The organism is Moraxella tetraodonis, from assembly GCF_022359095.1.
Classification (GTDB): domain Bacteria; phylum Pseudomonadota; class Gammaproteobacteria; order Pseudomonadales; family Moraxellaceae; genus Faucicola; species Faucicola tetraodonis.
Genome location: NZ_JACSYB010000001.1, coordinates 1,818,018 through 1,837,883 on the forward strand (window position 1 = coordinate 1,818,018; position 19,866 = coordinate 1,837,883).

General features: G+C 44.1%; 16 protein-coding genes. 1 reads left to right on the forward strand and 15 read right to left on the reverse strand.

Translation table 11 applies throughout. The features are described 5' to 3' along the window. Nucleotide 1: 1 nt before the first annotated feature. The 11 genes from H9W84_RS07960 to H9W84_RS08010 all read right to left on the reverse strand — a co-directional run bounded on the left by H9W84_RS07960 (nucleotide 2) and on the right by H9W84_RS08010 (nucleotide 12,708). Nucleotides 2-811 carry a glycosyltransferase family 2 protein gene (locus H9W84_RS07960; RefSeq protein ID WP_239742876.1) on the reverse strand — a complete coding sequence of 270 codons (810 nt, stop codon included), beginning with the start codon at nucleotides 809-811 and terminating at the stop codon, nucleotides 2-4. After that, entirely contained in the window at nucleotides 808-1,632 is an 825-nt protein-coding gene (locus H9W84_RS07965; RefSeq protein WP_239742878.1) for a beta-1,6-N-acetylglucosaminyltransferase, read from the reverse strand. The genes H9W84_RS07960 and H9W84_RS07965 overlap by 4 nt, the downstream gene beginning before the upstream one ends. Nucleotides 1,633-1,636: 4 nt before the next feature. Next, entirely contained in the window at nucleotides 1,637-2,638 is a 1,002-nt protein-coding gene (locus H9W84_RS07970; protein ID WP_239742880.1) for a glycosyltransferase family 52, read from the reverse strand. Beyond that, nucleotides 2,635-3,891: an oligosaccharide flippase family protein gene (locus tag H9W84_RS07975; protein ID WP_239742881.1), complete on the reverse strand. Its 1,257-nt coding sequence runs from the start codon at nucleotides 3,889-3,891 to the stop codon at nucleotides 2,635-2,637. The genes H9W84_RS07970 and H9W84_RS07975 overlap by 4 nt, the downstream gene beginning before the upstream one ends. Next, complete coding sequence (gene pseI, locus H9W84_RS07980) at nucleotides 3,891-4,943, reverse strand: pseudaminic acid synthase (protein WP_239743731.1); 1,053 nt, start codon at nucleotides 4,941-4,943, stop codon at nucleotides 3,891-3,893. Before pseI ends, H9W84_RS07975 begins: the two co-directional genes overlap by 1 nt. Nucleotides 4,944-4,978: 35 nt before the next feature. Then, nucleotides 4,979-6,661, reverse strand: a complete 1,683-nt coding sequence (gene pseG / locus H9W84_RS07985; protein WP_239742883.1) for a UDP-2,4-diacetamido-2,4,6-trideoxy-beta-L-altropyranose hydrolase — start codon at nucleotides 6,659-6,661, stop codon at nucleotides 4,979-4,981. Then, complete coding sequence (gene pseF / locus H9W84_RS07990) at nucleotides 6,658-7,332, reverse strand: pseudaminic acid cytidylyltransferase (protein ID WP_239742885.1); 675 nt, start codon at nucleotides 7,330-7,332, stop codon at nucleotides 6,658-6,660. Before pseF ends, pseG begins: the two co-directional genes overlap by 4 nt. Continuing rightward, on the reverse strand, nucleotides 7,332-8,525 hold the full coding sequence (gene pseC / locus H9W84_RS07995) for a UDP-4-amino-4,6-dideoxy-N-acetyl-beta-L-altrosamine transaminase (protein WP_239742887.1): 1,194 nt from the start codon (nucleotides 8,523-8,525) through the stop codon (nucleotides 7,332-7,334). The genes pseF and pseC overlap by 1 nt, the downstream gene beginning before the upstream one ends. Nucleotides 8,526-8,605: 80 nt before the next feature. Continuing rightward, nucleotides 8,606-9,604: a UDP-N-acetylglucosamine 4,6-dehydratase (inverting) gene (pseB, locus tag H9W84_RS08000; RefSeq protein ID WP_239742889.1), complete on the reverse strand. Its 999-nt coding sequence runs from the start codon at nucleotides 9,602-9,604 to the stop codon at nucleotides 8,606-8,608. A gap of 39 nt (nucleotides 9,605-9,643) precedes the next feature. After that, nucleotides 9,644-10,909: an exopolysaccharide biosynthesis polyprenyl glycosylphosphotransferase gene (locus tag H9W84_RS08005; protein ID WP_239742891.1), complete on the reverse strand. Its 1,266-nt coding sequence runs from the start codon at nucleotides 10,907-10,909 to the stop codon at nucleotides 9,644-9,646. Further along, complete coding sequence (locus H9W84_RS08010) at nucleotides 10,909-12,708, reverse strand: PglL family O-oligosaccharyltransferase (protein ID WP_239742893.1); 1,800 nt, start codon at nucleotides 12,706-12,708, stop codon at nucleotides 10,909-10,911. The genes H9W84_RS08005 and H9W84_RS08010 overlap by 1 nt, the downstream gene beginning before the upstream one ends. A 469-nt stretch (nucleotides 12,709-13,177) precedes the next feature. On the opposite strand from H9W84_RS08010, the gene H9W84_RS08015 reads away from it, so the two are divergent. Next, entirely contained in the window at nucleotides 13,178-13,651 is a 474-nt protein-coding gene (locus H9W84_RS08015; protein WP_239742895.1) for a pilin, read from the forward strand. A 216-nt stretch (nucleotides 13,652-13,867) separates the two neighbouring features. On the opposite strand, the gene H9W84_RS08020 is transcribed toward H9W84_RS08015, so the two are convergent. From H9W84_RS08020 to H9W84_RS08035, 4 genes are all read right to left on the reverse strand, one after another. Beyond that, nucleotides 13,868-14,284 (reverse strand): type IV pilin protein, encoded by a 417-nt coding sequence (locus tag H9W84_RS08020; RefSeq protein ID WP_239742897.1) that lies wholly within the window; start codon nucleotides 14,282-14,284, stop codon nucleotides 13,868-13,870. Continuing rightward, nucleotides 14,284-14,877 (reverse strand): type IV pilin protein, encoded by a 594-nt coding sequence (locus H9W84_RS12120; RefSeq protein WP_076774020.1) that lies wholly within the window; start codon nucleotides 14,875-14,877, stop codon nucleotides 14,284-14,286. The genes H9W84_RS08020 and H9W84_RS12120 overlap by 1 nt, the downstream gene beginning before the upstream one ends. A 9-nt stretch (nucleotides 14,878-14,886) precedes the next feature. Continuing rightward, nucleotides 14,887-18,915 carry a pilus assembly protein gene (locus H9W84_RS08030; RefSeq protein ID WP_239742899.1) on the reverse strand — a complete coding sequence of 1,343 codons (4,029 nt, stop codon included), beginning with the start codon at nucleotides 18,913-18,915 and terminating at the stop codon, nucleotides 14,887-14,889. Nucleotides 18,916-19,001: 86 nt separating this feature from the next. Next, nucleotides 19,002-19,859, reverse strand: a complete 858-nt coding sequence (locus H9W84_RS08035; protein ID WP_239742901.1) for a pilus assembly protein PilX — start codon at nucleotides 19,857-19,859, stop codon at nucleotides 19,002-19,004. Nucleotides 19,860-19,866 lie beyond the last annotated feature (7 nt).

Here is a 19,866-nt window from a genome sequence, read left to right on the forward strand (position 1 = left end):
GTTATTTTCTCAGCAGTTTTTGATAAACCAAACTGCGTAAACTATTTGGCAATAATCGCACCGGTAAGCGAATGGCGAGGTTTTTAAGCAGTTGCGCAATAGGCAAAAACCCTTGTTGATAAAAGCTTTGCTGAATAGCCCACTCGTAACGGGCATACGCCAAGCCCCCGCGCCGTTCATACATCGCCTCCCCTGCCCGTGCATATACCAGCACCTCTGGCAAATTGGCAAACTGATAGCCAGCGACCAATAACCGTACCCACAAATCATAATCTTCAAACAGCGGCGCATGCCGATAGCTACCGACCGCTTGTACTGCAGATTTTTTGAAGGCCGCGGTCATGTGGTTGATGGGATTGCGCGACTTGGCGGAGGCAAAAATCGCCTCGTGTGAGGTTGGCACCGTGCGAGATTTTTTCCCCTGTGATAGCTGCTTTTCAAATTCAATGATTTGCCCGCCCAACACGTCAATTTCGGGATGATTTTGGATAAAGTTGATTTGCTGCTCAAAGCGGTTAGCCACACAGATATCATCCGTATCCATGCGCATCACCCAGTCATGTTGACAAGCGTTTAGACCTGCATTCAAAGCCTGCCCAAGTCCCACGTTTTTTGTTAAAGCGATAATCGTTAACGGTAGTTGCGGCTTAAAATCTTGTACCACTTTTTGCAATGCCACATTGATGGGACCATCAAAAACCAACACAACCTCAGCAGCTTGGCGTGTTTGGCTAACCAAGCTAGCTAGACATTCGGTCAGAAATTCGGGTTTTTCTTTGTCGTATAGGGACATCAGTACAGAAAATTTCATGTTAATTCACCCACCCAAGTCAATGCCACATCCTTTTTTACTTTACGGGCAAACCAATAGCCATTAAATTTCGCCTGCTCAAGCTTTAATAAATCCAAATAAATCGGGCTATTACCATTATTTACATTTTTGTCAAAAATAATTTGTCGGCGGTTATCATTACTTAGGCGAATTTGATTGGTTAATTTTTCAGTAATTAGGGTTTGAAAAAAATGCTCATCGGGTACCAGTTTTTGACGGAAAAAATCACTGTATTCATCGGTAAAAGGCATAATTTTCTCCCAGTCTGCACGCGTCACTGAAAACCATTGTGAGCCAAAATAAATGGGTGAGTGATAAGTTTTTATTTTTGCCACGCCTTGTTGCAGTTTGGTGATGATTTTGCCCGTCAATTGCCGTTGCCAGTTGCTGTCGGCATGGGGACTGTCCATAATAAAGCGATACGCACACTCTGGCGCCAGCTTGCAAGCCATCATCGCCTGAAAATCAAACCGCTGTTGCCACTGTTTTTCTATCACTTCAAATGGTTGTAACACCACATCTTCACCGCTTACCAAATGAAAATAAGCATTGTCCTCATTGACAAACGCCGTTTCAAACAATTTTAATGTCGCTTCAATTTGGCTAAACCCGCCCCAACGCACCGTTATTCTATCTTTGAGCAAAAATACATTGGCTAGCTGTGCAGTCTCAGCGTCAGGAAAATAATCAGATTTAGCATCTATATGTACATAAAAATTGACGTTTGGCTGAATTTTCGCCAGCTTAATAAAATAACTGATATCTTGGTGGGCTTGGATAAGTAAGGCGTGTTTTTTCATGCGGTTACCCTTTGAACCCAGCTAGATTAACTGCGTCATCTAAATTAATGAGGGTAAAACCACGACTGGCAAGAAATTCATACGCATCAGGGAATTTATCCCACAGCGCTTGGGTATACACCATAAATACTTGGGTGCGGGGAAATTCTTTGAGCGAGAACACAGCAGTGCTGATAAAGGTATAAATTTCAAAGCGTTGATGGGGGTTTTGTTGCAATGCCTCGCTTAGATAATCTTCAATGATTTTATCGCTATGAATCACTGGCAAAAGATGGCTAAAATCCAAATTTTCTCGCGGGTGCGGACAAAATGCGTCAAGGTGAAATGCCTTGACCATTTTTTCTACAATATCAGCATAAGCTTTGTCACCGATAAAATTGTCGAGGGCTTGCCCCAATAACAGCCGTTTTACCGGCAAATTCTCATCAGGCTGATTATCTACTTTATCAAACAAATAAACCGGCTCGGTAGCGTCTATGATATTTTTTTCCTGGGGAAAAATGGTGAAATGTTTTTTGGATATAGCCAAAATACTAGGGATACTGGGATAAGTAATGCCCACGGCGTGTTTAAACAGTTGTAGTGGCAAGGATTTTGGTAACGGTTGAAAATAGCTAGAATTGGGGAAAATATTGGCAGTGCCATCATCAAAGGTATACAGCTGTTGGAATTTTACTTTAGAAACAACGTATTGCAAAAACAACACGTCAATACTGGCAAGATAGACGTTTTTGATAGGTTTTTGCCAAATATCAAGCGTGTTAAGTGTGGTTTTGATGCGGTTTAGGGTGGCAAAACGCTCGCCCCAGGTTTTATTGTTCAGTTCGATAAAGGCGGATTTTTCGCAGACCTGCTCAAGTTGTTCAAAATAATAGCGATGTTTAGGCTCGCTTTTTGAATGGACGCCATACGGCAAATAAAGCCCAATAAAGGGGGTACTGTGTTGCTTAATAATTTGCTTGGCAATCAACACTTGCAAGGGGGTGATACAAATAATGAGATTCATGGCGTTTTTTTGACCTTTTCCACCTGCAGCGTATAATAATATAACAACGGCAAAATCACCACGCCACTAATAATAGTCGCATACGGCACCACCGCCAGTGATATGCCACTTAACACCCACAAGGCAACCAAATACACGACCGTTGAGATGACGGAACACAGCGAGATTTGGGCGCTTTTGGCATGATAAAACAAAAAATTCACCAACAATAAATACGGAATTATCAGCGAAAACGCCAGTACAAACATCACCACATAATACTGGCTTTGGGCAAAATCTGCCCCCAATAGCCACGCCATCAATGACGACGGCATCGCCCACGCCATGGCAGTCAACATAACAGGCACCATCAAACTCAGCCAAAACAATCGATGCAGTTGCATCACTGTCATGCGCTGCGATTTTAGCCGTTCATATAAGTGAGGCACCAGCGCAGAATTGACCGCCATAATCACAATGGTCAAGCTACTAGCGACTTGCACCCCTGCCGAGTATACGCCTAGCTCATGACTGCTAAACCGCTGGTGAATCAACACTCGGTCAAGTTGCCCTTTGATGGTATAGCTTAATCCATGTAACAGCAGCGGCAAGCCTAGCGTTAAAATATAGCCAAGTCCCAGTTTGAGCCGTTTTGGGGTAAAGCGAAATTTGATAGCAAATTGGTATTTTGCCCACGCCAACGCTGCCACAAAAGTGAACCCATGCGCCAAGATGATTGCAATAAGACGCTGGGCAACTTTATCGGTGGTATCGCCAGCAAAAAACTGAAAAATCATTACCGTCCATAGTAAATTGCCCAAGGCTAAGCCCAATTGGATGGTCAGATAGCTAAACGGGCGTTTTTGGCATTGCCGCAGTGCCAGTTGGTTTTGCACCAAGGTTTGCAAAAAGGCAGTAAAAAAGCAGTAAAATAACAATTCGCTATGTAACAGCCAGCTAATCGCTGTGCCAATCAGCAGCACGCCCACGCTATATAGCCCACCCGCCAGTAAAATATTGCCCAGCCCATGCCTGCCATACACATAAAAATAACGGGTCAAAGCGCCATTTTGCGACAGACTCATGGCGATTACAATAAATGCCGTGAGCGATAAATAATAAGACAAATCACCAAAGCCCGTTGTGCCTAATACCCGTGTCAAATAGGGCAATAGCAAAAACGGCACGGCTTTGGCGGTCATCTCGCCCACCACATAAATCAGGCTGTCTTTGAGCAAAGCAGAGTGTGTTAAACGTTTGATTTTATTTAACATTACCTTTCAAGAACATCCCATGAGGTAGCGGTATTAGCTTGGATATCCGTTAGCACTTTTTTGCCCATTAATTCATCATAAAACTTCGGGGCAAGCCCAAAACCAGGGCGAACGCTACGGATACAGCTTTCATCAATCACATCCCCTGCCGTCATGTCTTTGACAAAATACAGCGAACGGCGAAATTGTACATTGCCAATTTCGCTTGATTTACGACCGTAATCGACTTGTCCCAACGCTTGCCAAGCGGTTTTACTGTCACGGCAGAGCGCGGTGAGTTCGTCTTTTTCCAGTGAAAAACTGTCATCCGCCCCGCCGCCATTGCGGTCTAGGGTGACGTGTTTTTCAATGATACACGCCCCCAATGCCACGCTTGTCACGGCGGTGGTGTTGTCAAGCGTATGGTCGGATAAGCCAATCGGCACGCCAAAACGGCGCTGCATATCGACAATGGTACGCAGGTTATAGTCCTGTGCGGGGGCTGGGTAACCACTCACGCAGTGCAATAACGCAAGCTGCTTGCAGCCGCCATCACAAGCGGCGGCAACCGCCTCAGCAATTTCGGCTTGGTCTGCCATCCCTGTGGAGATAATCATTGGCTTGCCGGTACTTGCTACATATTTGATAAGCGGTAAATCAATGGCTTCAAACGAAGCGATTTTGTACGCTGGCGCGTTCAAATCCTCGAGCAAATCCACCGCAGTAAAGTCAAACGGTGAGCTAAACATGGTGATACCGACTTTGTGGGCGTGCTCAAACAATGGTTTATGCCAGTCCCACGGCGTGTAAGCTTCTTGGTACAAGTCATATAAGGTACGCCCGTCCCACAGTCCCCCATGAATTTGGAAGTCAGCGGCGCTGCTGTTGAGGGTGATGGTATCTGCGGTGTAAGTTTGCATTTTGACCGCATCAGCCCCGCACGCCTTTGCCATGTCAATGATACGGTAAGCGTTATTGATGTCGCCGTTGTGGTTGGCGGACATTTCAGCGATGATGTATGGTGCATGGTCAATACCGATTGGACGGTTGTTAATGCTAAAATTTTGCTTCATATTTTGATTCATAGATACCCCACTAAGACCCACCCCTAAAATAAAAAATCTTGCGATTTTAATTCAAACTCAACCACATCATACACTTTTTCACCCACACCAAAATGCTGTTGTAACACGCCTGTTTCGCTAAATCCCAATTTACGATGCAACGCCAATGACGCAGTATTATATGCCAGCACTTGCGCGGTGATTTTGTCAATGTCGGTGGTGTTGAAAATCTGTGCAATCGCCAAAACCCCCAACGTAAAGCCAAGCCCCTGCCCTTTTGCACTATTAGGGGATAAATAAAACCCCCAACTGGCGGTTTTTTCATTCTGGCTTGATGAATTAGGATTTGACGCATTAGGGTTTGGCGTATGGGTGTTTGCCAACTGCAGCGTTTGGTATTTATCTACCGTCACTTGGGTAACATTGACTAGCCCCATTGGCTCACCAGCAACTTCAAAAATTAGCAAATGCACATTGGCACGGTCAAGCTGTTTGCGATACCACTCTTCATGGTTAGCAAGGGCAATTTCATCTTGCCCAAACATCCACTGGCGCACGTCGATGTGATTACGCCATTGCCAAATCATCTGGGTATCGGCTTGGGTGGCTTGCCTCACTTGACAATGTTGAAATTTTTGCGCAAATTCAATCCAGTGCGCAACCCGTTTTGCCCCCTGCCCATCGACCAACTTGGCAGATTGCCGGCTGAATTTTTTATAATTGTCGGTTAATTCGCTCAACAAGCGGGGCAGTTGCTCATCCAATGTAGCCATGTCAGTCACCACTTTGACCACGTTTTTATCTGCCAACGCTTTGGCAATCACCTGCTGGTTATCGGCAAGCACAATCAGTACCATCGGTAAGCCCAAACAACAGCGCTCCCAGGTGGTGCTGCCTGCAGCCCCAATCGCAAGGTCAGCATTTGCCATCAGTTGCGCCATATTAGTCACATTAACAAGAACAGCACACGCAAAACTTGCGTGTTTGGCAAACCTTTGCACACTTTCGATATGCGGTGCGGTTTTGCCCATGACGACAGTCACGTTAAATGATTGCGTAGATTGTTGGACAAAGGTATTAAGACTTTGCAAAATCTTGAGCGTGACATTATCATTATCGACACCGCCAAGATTAACCAATATATGTTTGGGCGGCTGTACGCTTTTACGTCTGTTTAGGCTCATCGCTCGCCAGCTGGCAAACTCATCCCGTAATAGTGTATAACGCGTGCCTAGTAATAGCTGGCAATGACTTGGTACAAGCGCTTGATAATCTTCGTTTTTTCGCCCAAAATTTTGGTCGAGCAAAATCTCACAGTCGTGCGTTCGGTCGGCTAAATCGTCAATGGCTAAAATTTTAAGGTTTGGCAAAAGTCGTTTGGCTTGCTGCTCCCAGTTTTTGCCAATCGCATAATGGTCGATAATCAGCCAATCTGGCTTTAACGCTTGCAAGATAGGTTGACACTCGGCAAAATCATCGCTTTCACTAATCCCTAGCCATTCGCTATGGGCATGCTGTTTGATAAAATCTGCAGTCTCACTTTTGGCTAATAGCTGCACCGCAAAACCTTTTTGCCCAATCAAATCCGCCAAATGCCCGTCATGCTCCCGACAAATAAACGTGATGTCATGTCCTTGCTGTTTTAACCGGTCAGCGAGCGTGAGGCAACGCATGATATGACCGCTACCCATCGTTAAACTTGCGTCTGCTCGGACCACGATCTTCATGCTCGCTCCAATTGCGCTTGGTACAGGCGCTCAGCAAATCGCCAATCGTTCTCATCATCAATATCGACAACACTGTATTTTGGCAGCACATAGCCTAGCGCATGATTATGGATTTTATCCTCGCCGAGCCATGCCTCACGACCGCCCCAATAAAACTGACCTGCGTCAAAATACGCCTGCGGCAAATCTTGGGTTCTGGTGAGTTCATGTTGGCTAAACATGCTCGACACTTCACTGGTATCGCTTAACTTCAGTGAACGTAACACATTGGATTCAAACTCTAAAACCGGAAAACAATACAAACTGTTGGATGACTGCCAGCGCTCAAAACTGTCGGTTAAATACTGCGGTTTTAATAACGGCGTACAGGGGTATAGACAGCAGATATGGCTAGCTTTTGGCACGCTCTGCAGTACATGCCGAATCACCGCAGCGGTAGTGGCGTAATCATCGGCAAGCTCGGCAGGTCTTTGGCTGACAGTGGCACCATGGTGTTGAGCGATATCGGCAATAGCGCCATCATCAGTGGAGACGATAATCTGCTCAAACAATTGGCTGTTTTTTGCCGTTGCAATGGCACGAGCCAGCATGGGTTTGCCACAAAAATCTTTGATGTTTTTGCGGGGAATGCGTTTACTACCGCCACGCGCAGGGATGATACAGACCTTCATTATGCTAATGCCTGAGCCAACGCTATCTTTAAGGCATCCACCACTTGCGCTTGCGAGGCTTCGCTTAAGTCATAATATAATGGCAAACTAATCGCTTGGGCATAGTAGCGCTCGGCATGGGGAAAATCACCTTGTTTAAAGCCCAACTTGGCATAATACGGCTGGGTATGCACTGGAATATAATGCACATTCACCCCGATATTTTGCGCCCGCAAACTGTCAAACACTTGCTTACGCGTTTTGCCACTGTCTGTTGTCAGTTGAATGGGATACAAATGAAACCCCGAATAACTAGCAGGATTGCGATAAGGCAACATAATCGGTAAATCTGTTAATAATTCATCATACCGCTTGGCAAGCTGGTGACGGCGAGTGACAAAGTCATCCAAATAGTTCATTTGACTCACCCCCAATGCCCCTTGCAATTCGGTCATGCGATAGTTAAAGCCCAAATCAATTTGCTGATAATACCAACCACCGTCAGGTTCGTGGGTCATTAGATTGGCATCACGAGTGATACCATGACTACGCAGTAACTGCATTTTTTCCGCCAATGCCGGGTCATTCGTTGTTGCCAGTCCGCCTTCTGCGGTGGTAATGATTTTGACAGGGTGAAAGCTAAACACGGTAATATCGCTAAACTCACAATTGCCGATAGGTTGCTTGTGATATTTGCCACCAATGGCATGGGAGGCGTCCTCAATAACCTTAAAGCCATATTGCTGTGATAGCGCATGAATGGCCGCCATATCACAGGGTTCACCGGTGAAATGTACGGGAATGACTATTTTTGGCAAGCGGTTTTCAGCATCGGCAAGCTGTAACTTTTCTGCTAACGCGTTGATAGACATATTGAGCGTTAGCGGATCAATATCCACAAAATCAATGTTAGCACCACAGTACAATCCACAGTTGGCAGATGCGGTAAAGGTAATCGGCGTCGTCCACAGCCAGTCGTCTTTACCCTTTTCACCTTGACCAAGCCCCAATGCCAAACAAGCAATATGTAGTGCTGAGGTCGCACTATTCACCGCCACGCCAAACTTTGCCCCCGTATAGGTAGCGACTCGTTCTTCAAATGCTGGTACTTGACTACCTTGGGTCAAAAAATCAGACTGTAGCACGGCAACCACCGCATCAATATCAGTTTGGGTGATATGCTGACGACCATAAGGAATAAATTGATTTGCCATAATATTTGCCATAATATTTGCCCAAGGGGGGTTATTGAGTGGGTTCGTTATCAAGTGGGTTTGTTATCAAGATTTAGCGATTAAATTTTACCAATTTTTGCTTTGTTGGTTTCAATCCATTCTTTTAGTTGTCCAGTTGTCATCCACTCACTGTTATTATCACTGGCGTACACGAAGCCTTCTGGTACCTTAACACCATCTTTGATACGCTCAGGCGTTTCATCCCAGCCATTAATCGCAGGCAAGATTTTAAAATGCTCGGGATATTCGTAGGTATGAAAAGAATCTTCGGCACTAATCATTTGCTCATGCAATTTCTCGCCAGGACGAATACCAATGATTTTCTGCTCAGCAGTGGCAGAAACGGCAGTTGCCAAATCTAGCATGGTCATAGAGGGAATTTTTTTGACATAAATTTCGCCGCCCACCATGTCGTCAAATGCGTGCCAAACCAGCTCCACACCTTGCTCAAGCGAAATCATAAAACGGGTCATACGCGGGTCTGTGATGGTCAGCACGCCACTGTCTTTAATTGAGAGAAAATACGGAATCACCGAGCCACGACTCCCCATGACATTGCCATAACGTACCACCGAAAAGCGTGTGCCATGCTCCCCTGAATAGGCGTTGCCTGCGACAAACAGTTTGTCCGACGCCAATTTGGTCGCGCCATATAGATTCACGGGACTGGATGCTTTGTCAGTCGATAAGGCAACGACTTTTTTCACCCCTTTATCAATACAGGCGTCAATTAAGTTCATTGCCCCGTTGATATTGGTTTTGACACATTCAAATGGATTATATTCGGCGGTGGGCACGATTTTGGTTGCTGCGGCATGCACCACATAATCCACCCCATCAAGCGCTCGATATAGACGGTCTTTATCACGCACATCACCGATAAAAAAACGTACACGCGGGTCGCCTTGGTACAGTTTTGCCATTTCCCACTGTTTCATCTCATCACGCGAGAGGATAATCAATTTTTTGGGATTGTATTTTTCAAGCGTCATCGGCACAAAGGTATGCCCAAATGAGCCTGTCCCGCCTGTCACTAAAATGGTTGAATTGGTTAACATAGTGCACTACCTATTATGGCTAAAGTTATTTGTCGCAGTTTATCTAGCCCCAAAACCTGTCAGCATGGTTTGAATGGTTTTGAGCACAATCAAGATATCTAATGCAAAAGAAATATGTTTAATATAATAAAAATCGTACTGTACCTTAAGCGCTGTCTCATCGGTATCACTGGCATAGCCTTGTGTGACCTGCGCCCATCCAGAAATACCGGGTTTGACGATATGTCGATAATTATAAAATGGGATGGTTTTTTCAAAGGTTTTGACAAAACTTAGCTGTTCAGGTCTCGGTCCAATCAGGCTCATATCGCCTTTGAGCACATTCAAAAATTGCGGCAATTCATCGATACGGGTTTTACGAATAAACTTACCGACCTTAGTCACACGCGGGTCATTTTGTTGCGCCAGTTTTGCCCCGTTTTTTTCTGAGTCAAAGCGCATACTGCGAAATTTATAGATTTTAAACAATTTGCCGCCTTGCCCGACCCGCTCTTGGACAAATATCGCCTTGCCCGGACTTTCCAACCGTATCGCAATGACAGTGATCACCGCAATCAGCAATACAAAGGGTGAGACCAACAAAATCGCTATAATATCAATCAGTTGTTTAAACCATAAATAGGTTTGAGAAGGCAACAGCGAGCCCAACTCGTTTTCATACAAATGATGAATTGGCAGACGACCCGTCAAAGACTCATACACTTGGCGGTTATTATACACTGGTCTGCCCTGTAACGTTTGCTCGGTTAAAAACCGCTGCCAGTCTTCATCGAGTGCAGGCGATGACAGGTCTGCTACTATCGCTTGCACTTTTTTGGATTGTATGGCATCCAAATGCGGTTTTTCAAGGCGCAGCCAATGGATCTGAAAAATTGCTTCAAAGTTTTGACAATGTCCCAGTGGAATATACGCCATATAAGGTTGGTGCGCTTTTTGCTCAAGTAAAAACGATAAAAAGAAAAATACTGCGCCGATAACGCCCGATAAGCCAAAGTAATATAGCGAATACGGCAACCGAAAAACGATAATCACCATGCCTAACAGCATCATCACCAACAATAAAGTTGGCAACACAAAACTGATGGAGCGTTGACCTGGAAACTCGGTAAGTTTGCGCAGACCAAGGGTAACTAGCAAGACACCCAACGTGGCTAACACCATACTATTAAACTCAGTAATCAGCCAGCGCCCCTGCAAAAAACGCATTCGCCACATCAGCAAGGCGGGCAAAATTACCACCACCCCCCAACCCACGATGAGTCGGAACGCGATATTTTGCCATACTAAAAAAATTACCCGCTGCATTATGGTTTGAGTCCTGTCTTTTCAGGATTGGCGTCTCGCCATTGTTGAAACTCACGGTATAAAGCGGCAAATGTCGCAGGATCTTGTTTGGCAAGATTACCCAAGTCAGTATCCACATTGTCACAATCCGACAAATTTTTTACCATGACACAAGCCGCTTTGATATGTGTTAATGCCGCTTGCTGGTCACCTTTATAGGCTAAGAACTGTGCATAAGCTAATATATTATACTGGGAAGAATCGGTATTGAGCACCTCTTCAAAGATGGCTTCTTTTACGCTTGCCTGATGGCGATTAATCGGCACTTGCATGGCAAGGATGCGGTCATGATAAGCGCTAAAGCCAAACACCTCATTTTGGTAATCAATTCCTTTGTCTTGGTTTAGATGATTGGTATGCTTGATAAAGCGGTTATAATCCAAATAATTAAGCTGAAAATATTGCCAAATATAGTAGCCTGATAACATCGCCAAACCAAGCATGACAACAGACATGGCTTTTCTTAGTTTGGGTTGCCACGCAAGTTGCCAGTTGCGCTGTTCAATCAACGCCAAAAACAAGGCAAAAACTGCGAGATAACGAAAATACCATAACGGGTATTCTACACTGGCATACAAGATACTGGCGATGACAAACGCCAGTGCAATCGCGCTTTCGCTGCTATGACGCAGATGAATCGCCCGCACCAGCACCCAAACAATCGGTACAAAGCACAGCGCGCCTAACACCCCTAGCTCCGCCAAAATCATGGTGGCAAAATTGTGGGAATGGTCGGCAATCTCTGGCCATTTAAAATATTGGGCATAATCAACGCTTGCGCCCATGTAGTTGTTCCAGCCGACTCCTGTGAGCACATGGTCATGAAATATCATCATGGCGCGTTCGCTCATCGCCGAGCGGTTCCCCTGCCCGCCCGCCATACGACTCACCGCCCCAAGCTGATTAGCACTGCTATAATTACTAATCCAGCTTGCGCCCATATAGTACAGCACAAATACAATAAGACCAAAAACGCTAGCCGATAATTTGCTTTTCCACGCTATCGGCTGGGTCAAAAAGAAAATGGGAATCACCGCCAGCATCATCACCAGACCCGCCCGACTTTGGGTTAAGGCAAGCCCGATGGTAAATATCACAAACAATAGCATCAAGCCAAACCGCGCATATTGTCGGTATCGACCAATCAGCCACTGCGGTGCATTTAACCTTTCTTGAAACGACTGCTGCAGTTGATAAATCACCCCACACAGCGCCAACACAAACGCGTAGCCTGCGTGGTTGGCTTGCCCAAAGTTGCCATCATAGCGTCCGCCATTGGCATTACCGCGCGCAATCACCCAACCTTGATAATCAATCTGATAGCCGCTCATCTGCATCATTTGAATCATAAAGGTGACGATTGCCATGAGATATACTGCAATAAACAAGCGGTTTAATAAATTCGCTTTATTTTCAATATTGGTCCCTATCAAAGCAGTCAAGGCAACGACCACCAAGCTTATCACGGGGAATATCAGCGCATCGGGGTAAGCGATATGGTTGAATAATGGCTGACATCCAATCAATAGCGCTAGCAGCAACCAAGTGAGCACAGATTTGCTAAACTTTGTAATCGGGTTTTGCCAAAAAAAAGCCGCGACTGCCAAACTCACAAACCCAAATGCGGTGGCATTGACCACAAAATCCCGACCCAGTGGCGAGTGCCAAGGCATGAGGTACGTCAAAATGGCTAACCCCATGAATAGGGTAAATAGACGAATATCTTGATTGGGGGTTTGGGGTGGCGTAGATGACAGCATAGGATTTTCGTATGGGTTAAACGCAAAAATGCTAAACAAGGTAGTTTAGCATTTTTTATAAAATAAGTATTCGATTCAGCAATGAAATTTATATCTTGATACTACCAAGGACGCCTGTCAACGACTTTAAGAATTTTTTAATTTTTTGTAGCCCATAAAACTATCATATCTGTTTGGTAAGCTTTCAAAGGTAGAAATTTACGCTATCACTATACCCAAACAGAAACAAACAATAGGTGATGCAAATCACCCCATGACAATATTTGTCGAAAGTATAAAATCCAACCTGACAATATTTGTCACTTTCTAATAAAAATAGGGAGATGAATTTATAGTGTGAATTTTTTTATGGATAAGGTGATGTTTTCCTATATAAATCTTCTATAATAAAAATTGGCACGTTTAGTGCTAATATTAAAATAGCTTACAAAGCTTATAATTAAATTAATAACATTTGTGGAGAATGTTTATGAACGCTCAAAAAGGTTTTACCCTTATCGAATTAATGATCGTTGTCGCCATTATCGGTATTCTTGCAGCAATTGCGATTCCTGCTTATCAAAACTATATTGCCAAATCTCAAGTTTCTGCTGCTCTTGCGGAGATTGCTGGTGCTAAAACTGCTTATGAATTAAAAGTTAACGATGGTGTGCAAATTACTAAACTAGCAGATATTGGATTTAATGCAGCTTCTAGTGAGCGCTGTACTTATACTGTTGATACTTTTGATGCAACTACTGGTGCATCTAATGTTGGTATTTCATGTAAGCTAAAAGGTAGCCCGCGTATCGCTAATGAATTTATTAACTTACAACGCACAACTGATGGTCAATGGAAGTGTATTACAAGCTTAGATTCAACAAATGCTCAAGAAAAACAATTTATTCCCGTTAGCTGTACTACAGATGCAACTAATGCTAAAGCAGGTACTATTGTTAGTTAATTATCTTACATAATTAAAAAACGCATCAAATCTGATGCGTTTTTTGTTTTAACTCAAAATTTTCCAATAATAGTGAATTACACTTTTCCAGCAGTTTCTTATAATCTTGTTTCAGCTACTCATAATCACTTTTCACCGCCTTGGTCACTATTTTATATCACCCCACATGAATATTGTCTATACTGCCAAAAATTGTTCAATGCCTAGCTTAATAAGCTAGTTATTCCACTCTTGACCTGTACCACATGAGGTATTTCGGCATTTTATCCCTTGCGCGTTTAGCGTGAGCGTACCATCATTTGCCATCTGCGATGAACTAATAGGTGTGGCTGTAATTTTCCAACGGTCAGTGAGGGGGGTGGGTGCTAGGGTGATGGTATATAATGCTGTACCACTTCTAGGGAAGCTCCCATTGAGTCCCGCGCCTGCGTTCGTGAAACTGCCTTGTGCCAGTTTACGCGATTCAATTTGCGAGGCGATATTTTGCATCTCAGCCATCATATCGGTGCGTTTGGTCTTGATGACGTAGCCCTGATAGCTTGGATACGCAATCGCCGCCAATATACCGATGAGCGCGACCACTATCATGAGTTCAATTAGGGTAAAGCCTTGTTGGCTATATCGATTTTTCATTACCATGTCTCCGAGTTATTACCGCAATCTGAAGAAGTTATTGTCACATTCGTATCAGCGTTGTTGATTTTACACTGAGCTCCTTCAGAATTAAGTAAAATTTTCTTAGCACTTGGGAATTTATTAGTGTTAGGTATTGCCAACATTGCCCAATTACGTCCTACAGCCAACGTACTATCGTCTATAGTTGTGCTAGTATTCACTAAACTTTTATCTTCCCTTGATGTAGTGGTGCTACTGCCTGCGGTTGTCGTAGTTTTGACTATACTTGCTAGGGTAATTTTATAGTGATAATTACTGCTGTTACTATTGGCAGGGACATAAATAGTTTTATTATCTGTTTCATCATAATCATAACTGGTTGTACCATCACTAGCAACTTTGGCAGGTTTGAATCCTTTATAAGTCAGTGCAGTCGCCCGCCAGCGATTGAGCTCAATCTCTAGCTGCTTCATTTTGGCTTGCGCTTGCGATTCGGCATTACGGATAGCATATTGCCGATACGATGGGATAGCGATACTGGCGAGTATCGCAACCATCGCTACCGTTACCATCAGTTCAATCAGCGTAAAGCCTTTGTTAGCAGTTTTCATAGCTATCCATTAATTAAATACTTCGTACCAAGTTTTGGGATATAAGGTATAGCGTTCTCTATAGAGGTATTCTGCTGCCGAGCCATCGCCGCCTATCTGAGTGATTGATGTATTGCCACCAGCGACTTGTCGGGTTTTGAGCAAACTTGTGTCTTTTCTATTATCTATACCATAGCTAAAGCGACTATCCAAGGTCGAGCGTTGCGTCAGAGAGGTATTACCAATCAATAATCGGATATTTGTTTTACTACTGCTATAAGGTCCCAAAGTCAACTCCTGAATACCTTGCCCCGCCTGCAAAAAGCCGCCTGTTCCCGTGGTAGATGTATCGTCCATACAGACACCGTAAGGCAAACAGTAAAGCTCACGTTCTGACCCACCCACAATTTGAGCCGAGCAAGGGTTTGCCTCTCCATATGACATATCGGGGTTATATACCGTGGTATATAACATACTATTGATGACTTCTGACTTGCCTACGCCTTTGTTATACAATACATTGGCATAACCATCAAAGCGGGTCAGCGGGTAGTACCAGCCTTTTTTGCTGTTATTTTTGAGCGTATTGATAACGCCGTTTTTGGTCTCAAGTGAATAGCCCGCTGTGGGCATCGTGCCGAGGGCGGTGGGTACATTGACCAGATCTGTATCCGCTAGATCCACCACGGTTTGTTTGTTGGCATTGGTCGTGGTAAAGTCATTGGCAAAAAAGATACTATTGGCTTTGGTAACATCGTTATCGATGATGCCGTAGAGTCTATCTGCCTTATCAATGGGGCGTATTTTTGATAGGGGTGAACTGCGGTCACCTGAGATGACGTTGACCATGGCAAATAATTTACTATTATCATCACGGAAGAAGCTGACCACAGGTCGTTCATAGAAGCGTAAGTTATATTTGGCATCGGCATTGGTGGTAATCGCCCCCAACGTATTGGCAATGGCGTATCGTGGTTGCAAGATACGGGTAACACGCTGGTTGCTAAAGCTGGTTTGTACTGCTGGGGTATATTTATTGTCTGTTGTTGATTTGTTATAAGTATTATCACCTGCATTGGTAAAATCTGCACGGAACACTTGCCCACCCAAATCCGCAAAATAGATACCATCCATATAGCCATCGTTGTTGCGGTCAAGGACGGTAATGCCGCCTACGATGCTGTTATTTAGGTTGTTATTGGTGGTATTAGACGTGCCTTTACTGTTGGCTGTTTTGGTAGCTGACCAAATAAGCGCACCCGTTTTGGCATTTATGATATAAACAGCATTGCCCAATGCTTCTCGGTTCGTGGTACGGTTACAGCTGCTACCACGTTGGTTGGTTAAAGTAGAGGTAATCGTACCCACTTGGTAGTTTTCATCTTCATAGCAGGTATCATAGCCACCGCCAAAGATAAGCACATCGGTGCCGGTATCGGTGGCACTGGTTTTGATTTTGGCTTTGGTGGGTTTTGACCATATTTGTCCCATACGATCAAAGCCTGAGGTACTTGCATCAATCGAAAAAAGCATGGTAGGACTATCATAATTACTCAGATTAAGTCCATAGAACCCCTCACCGCCCATCCGTAGCCCGCCATAGGCAAAGACACCTTTTTGAGTAGTACCCGATCCTGACGTATCGATATTGACTCTTTTACTAGGGAAGTCGTATTTGTAGTCGGCAGTTACCAACCACGGTGCGTCTACGCCCGCTTTTGGTGCCCCAATGGCAGTTTGCGTGGCGTCTTTCACTAATGCATCGGGCTGACTGCTCATCATTTTGCGTAATATCACGGCAAATTTTTCTTGTCCACCACTACCGCTACCATAATTATCGGAATTGACCAAATGCACTGCCCCATCCATTGAGCCAAACAGTACATAATCATCTCTGCTGTCAGTTACCCGTCCATCATCATCTAAGGTAGCAGAATAAGATACAGCGTTCGGTGCGGAATGGATAGTTGCACCCACCACCTTGATTGGTGTTGTAGCATTGGCAGGTGTCAGGGTAATACCGCTTAGCTTTGCCACATCTGTACCTGTAGTGGCGACACTGATATTATTAAATCCCAAGAAGTTAAGGAGCTTTGTGACAGTATTGGTGGTGTAAGTACTGGTGTCATTAAAGGTATTACTATCGGTTATAGGATTGCCATCTAAGGTAAGTTTACCGTTCGTATTGACCGCAAATTTTCGTAGCTTAGTGGTGGTTGCACCTGTCGATGTCAAATCTTCGATATAGAGTGTGCGTACTGAGCTTATCCCTGTATTTGGGGTTTTAAGCTGAGCATAGAAGCCGCCTGAAGTGACGGCATTGTTTGCGTTGGGGTAGTCTCTATCACTCCATAGGTCTTGGGTGCTGGGGTTTAGGTCGCCGCTGACGCCAGTGAATAGTGGTTGGTTAGATTTACCGTTTAGTGTGCCAGCATTGAGATTGTATTTTTTGACGTTACCTGGCCAAATAACTTTAGCTTCAGATACTTTGGCTTCTACCATGGGATAATAGGCAACAGCAAGTTGGCTATCGACACGGTAGGGGTCATCGGGTATGGTAATCGTGCCTGATGGTGCGGCGGGAATTTCTTGATTTAAGTCGCTAACGAACTTCACAATACTATTAATGACATCATCCGTAGATTGTGCCGAATAAAAACCGCCTTCGCCATAACCGCCAACGCCTGGTAAGAGCGGATGTGATTTTGCACCCCAGTTACAAGCATTTTTGGCATCAGGATCGGTAATTAAACTACAGTTAAAATACGTATCCTGTTTATCTTGATAGATTGCAGGGCTAACAGGCAACGCCGTGTTTTGTGACAAAACTGGTACGTTTAATATACGTTGGATATTGGTATATTTTGAGAGATCAAAATCAGAGCCAAAGCCTACGACAGCTGTCTTAATATTTAAACCCTTTGGATTACTAGTAGTCGTACGTAATGCTTGGGCAAATGCTCCTACCTCTGGCATTCCATGACCATCCTGTGAACCATTAGGTAATGTGCCGTTACCCGCAGTAGGTACATTAAAGGCTGCTCCACTGCTCCCTAATGCGGCTCTCATTAAAGTTCGAGGATTATAGGAACTATTGGGCTCACCATCGGTCAAAAAGTAGATGCCTTGCCCATCACATTGGGAAGTAGTGCTACTTAGGGGTGATTGATACTTATTATTAGTTTTTGAAGTACTAATAGATTTATTAAAGCCTCGATCTAGTCGGTAACCTGAATAATAATTACCATAGTAATCTCTTGAACTCAATGTAGACCAGTCTGACGCCCTAAAATTTGAACCACTATAATAAGATGACCAAGTAACACAACTTGTTCCACTCCAATTAATACAATACTGATAGTTACCATTGGAGTTTCTCACATAATAGTTTTCATACCTATTTATACCATCATCCGTGGTTTCTCCCAACATGTAGGCCCCCACCTCAGCATAGGCATTGGCGGCTGGCGTACCATTTCCACCAAACATATTAGCCACTGCTGTCTTAATCTCTAGACGTTGGGCATTATCAAGTAATTTTGCAGGTACAACAATTTTACCACTAGTACCATCTGCGGTTTTAGTCGTATTATTACTATCACTTTGGGATGAGAATTGACCAATGCCAATCGCTACTTTATTTGAGTCTAACGCAGTGCTATCCATCAAAGCAAAAATCGCATCTTTTAGCCGAGTAAGTCTATCATAATATTTCCTATTGTCCCTACCTATACAATAGTAACGTCGATAACTTGGCGTCGTTGCAGAAGTATCATAAGTGCTGCTATAATTGGTTGTGGTATTAGCCACCCCATTCAAATCACAAGCATTACTTCCTGCTTGTGTTTGGGTCATACTCCCCGAGGTATCAAGCATCATCGTGATAGTAACTTTACCACCTTCAGCCGCCTTATAAATCTCTAAGTCGCCAATATTATTTTGGGCAGCATTAGACTGTGATGGCGGCATTATCATCAATGATACTACTGCCGCCACCAAATACCGCATACGTGGCAACAGCTTTTGCTGATAAGATGAACAATGGGGTGTAAATTTCATATCATCAATCCTTTTTCTATCGCTTTTTTAACACGCCAGTATAACGACATACAAGCCAAACCTTTACCGCATTATTGACTAACATATCAAGAGAGCTGACAAGTTAATTGACCCGACCCTTTCCCAAAATCCACACACTTGATGGAAGACGAATCATTTTGTACCTCTACCTGCTCAAATAACATCTTAGTTGGCGTACTGGCCTTATGCAAACAATCAATTAATGGGGTAGATGTGACTCCATTCGTGGTTATCGGAACGCTCGATTTGCTAAGACAACTAGTATTGTCATCTTTTGGTGCATTAAATACAGGTAATACCGACGTCGCCCGAAGATTAAAATTGAACTTTTTACTTGAACGATTCTCTATCTCTTTGCCAATCACCACATAAGAAAACACTTCTTGCTCACCTAACGATGGCGGTACAGACACGCTCATCTGCGTCATCACGGTTTGGCGGGCACTGGTGTATCCCGCTGGGCTGTTATAATCACAGATACCATTATTAAGACTACTCCATTTATCCTCCTTGTTGGCTGTCAAAACGGTAGCGTTACTAGTAAGGTATTTTTTGGTACGGGGGTTATAACAGTAAATAAACTCGTTACCTTGATTGTCGGGGTTGAGTAAAAAATGCCCGAATACCCCTGACACGCTCATGACATCTTTATACTCCTGAGAGGCCGGGCTACCGTTTACCATATTTTCTAACTTTTGGTTGGCACTGTCAGAAGATTGTAATAAAAGTGTGTTGATTTGGTCGGCGGTTGCTGTCTTTAAATCAGTACTACTACGGCGGACTGCCATCACACCTGCCAACATAATTAGCACCAAAAATAATAACACCACAATCAGAGCCGCTCCTTGCTGATGGCGGTAAGAAACCCCTATCATCGTCTTGGAGTGGGCTAAGCCAAGCGGTTTTTTACGGTTGTTTATCATACGCTTA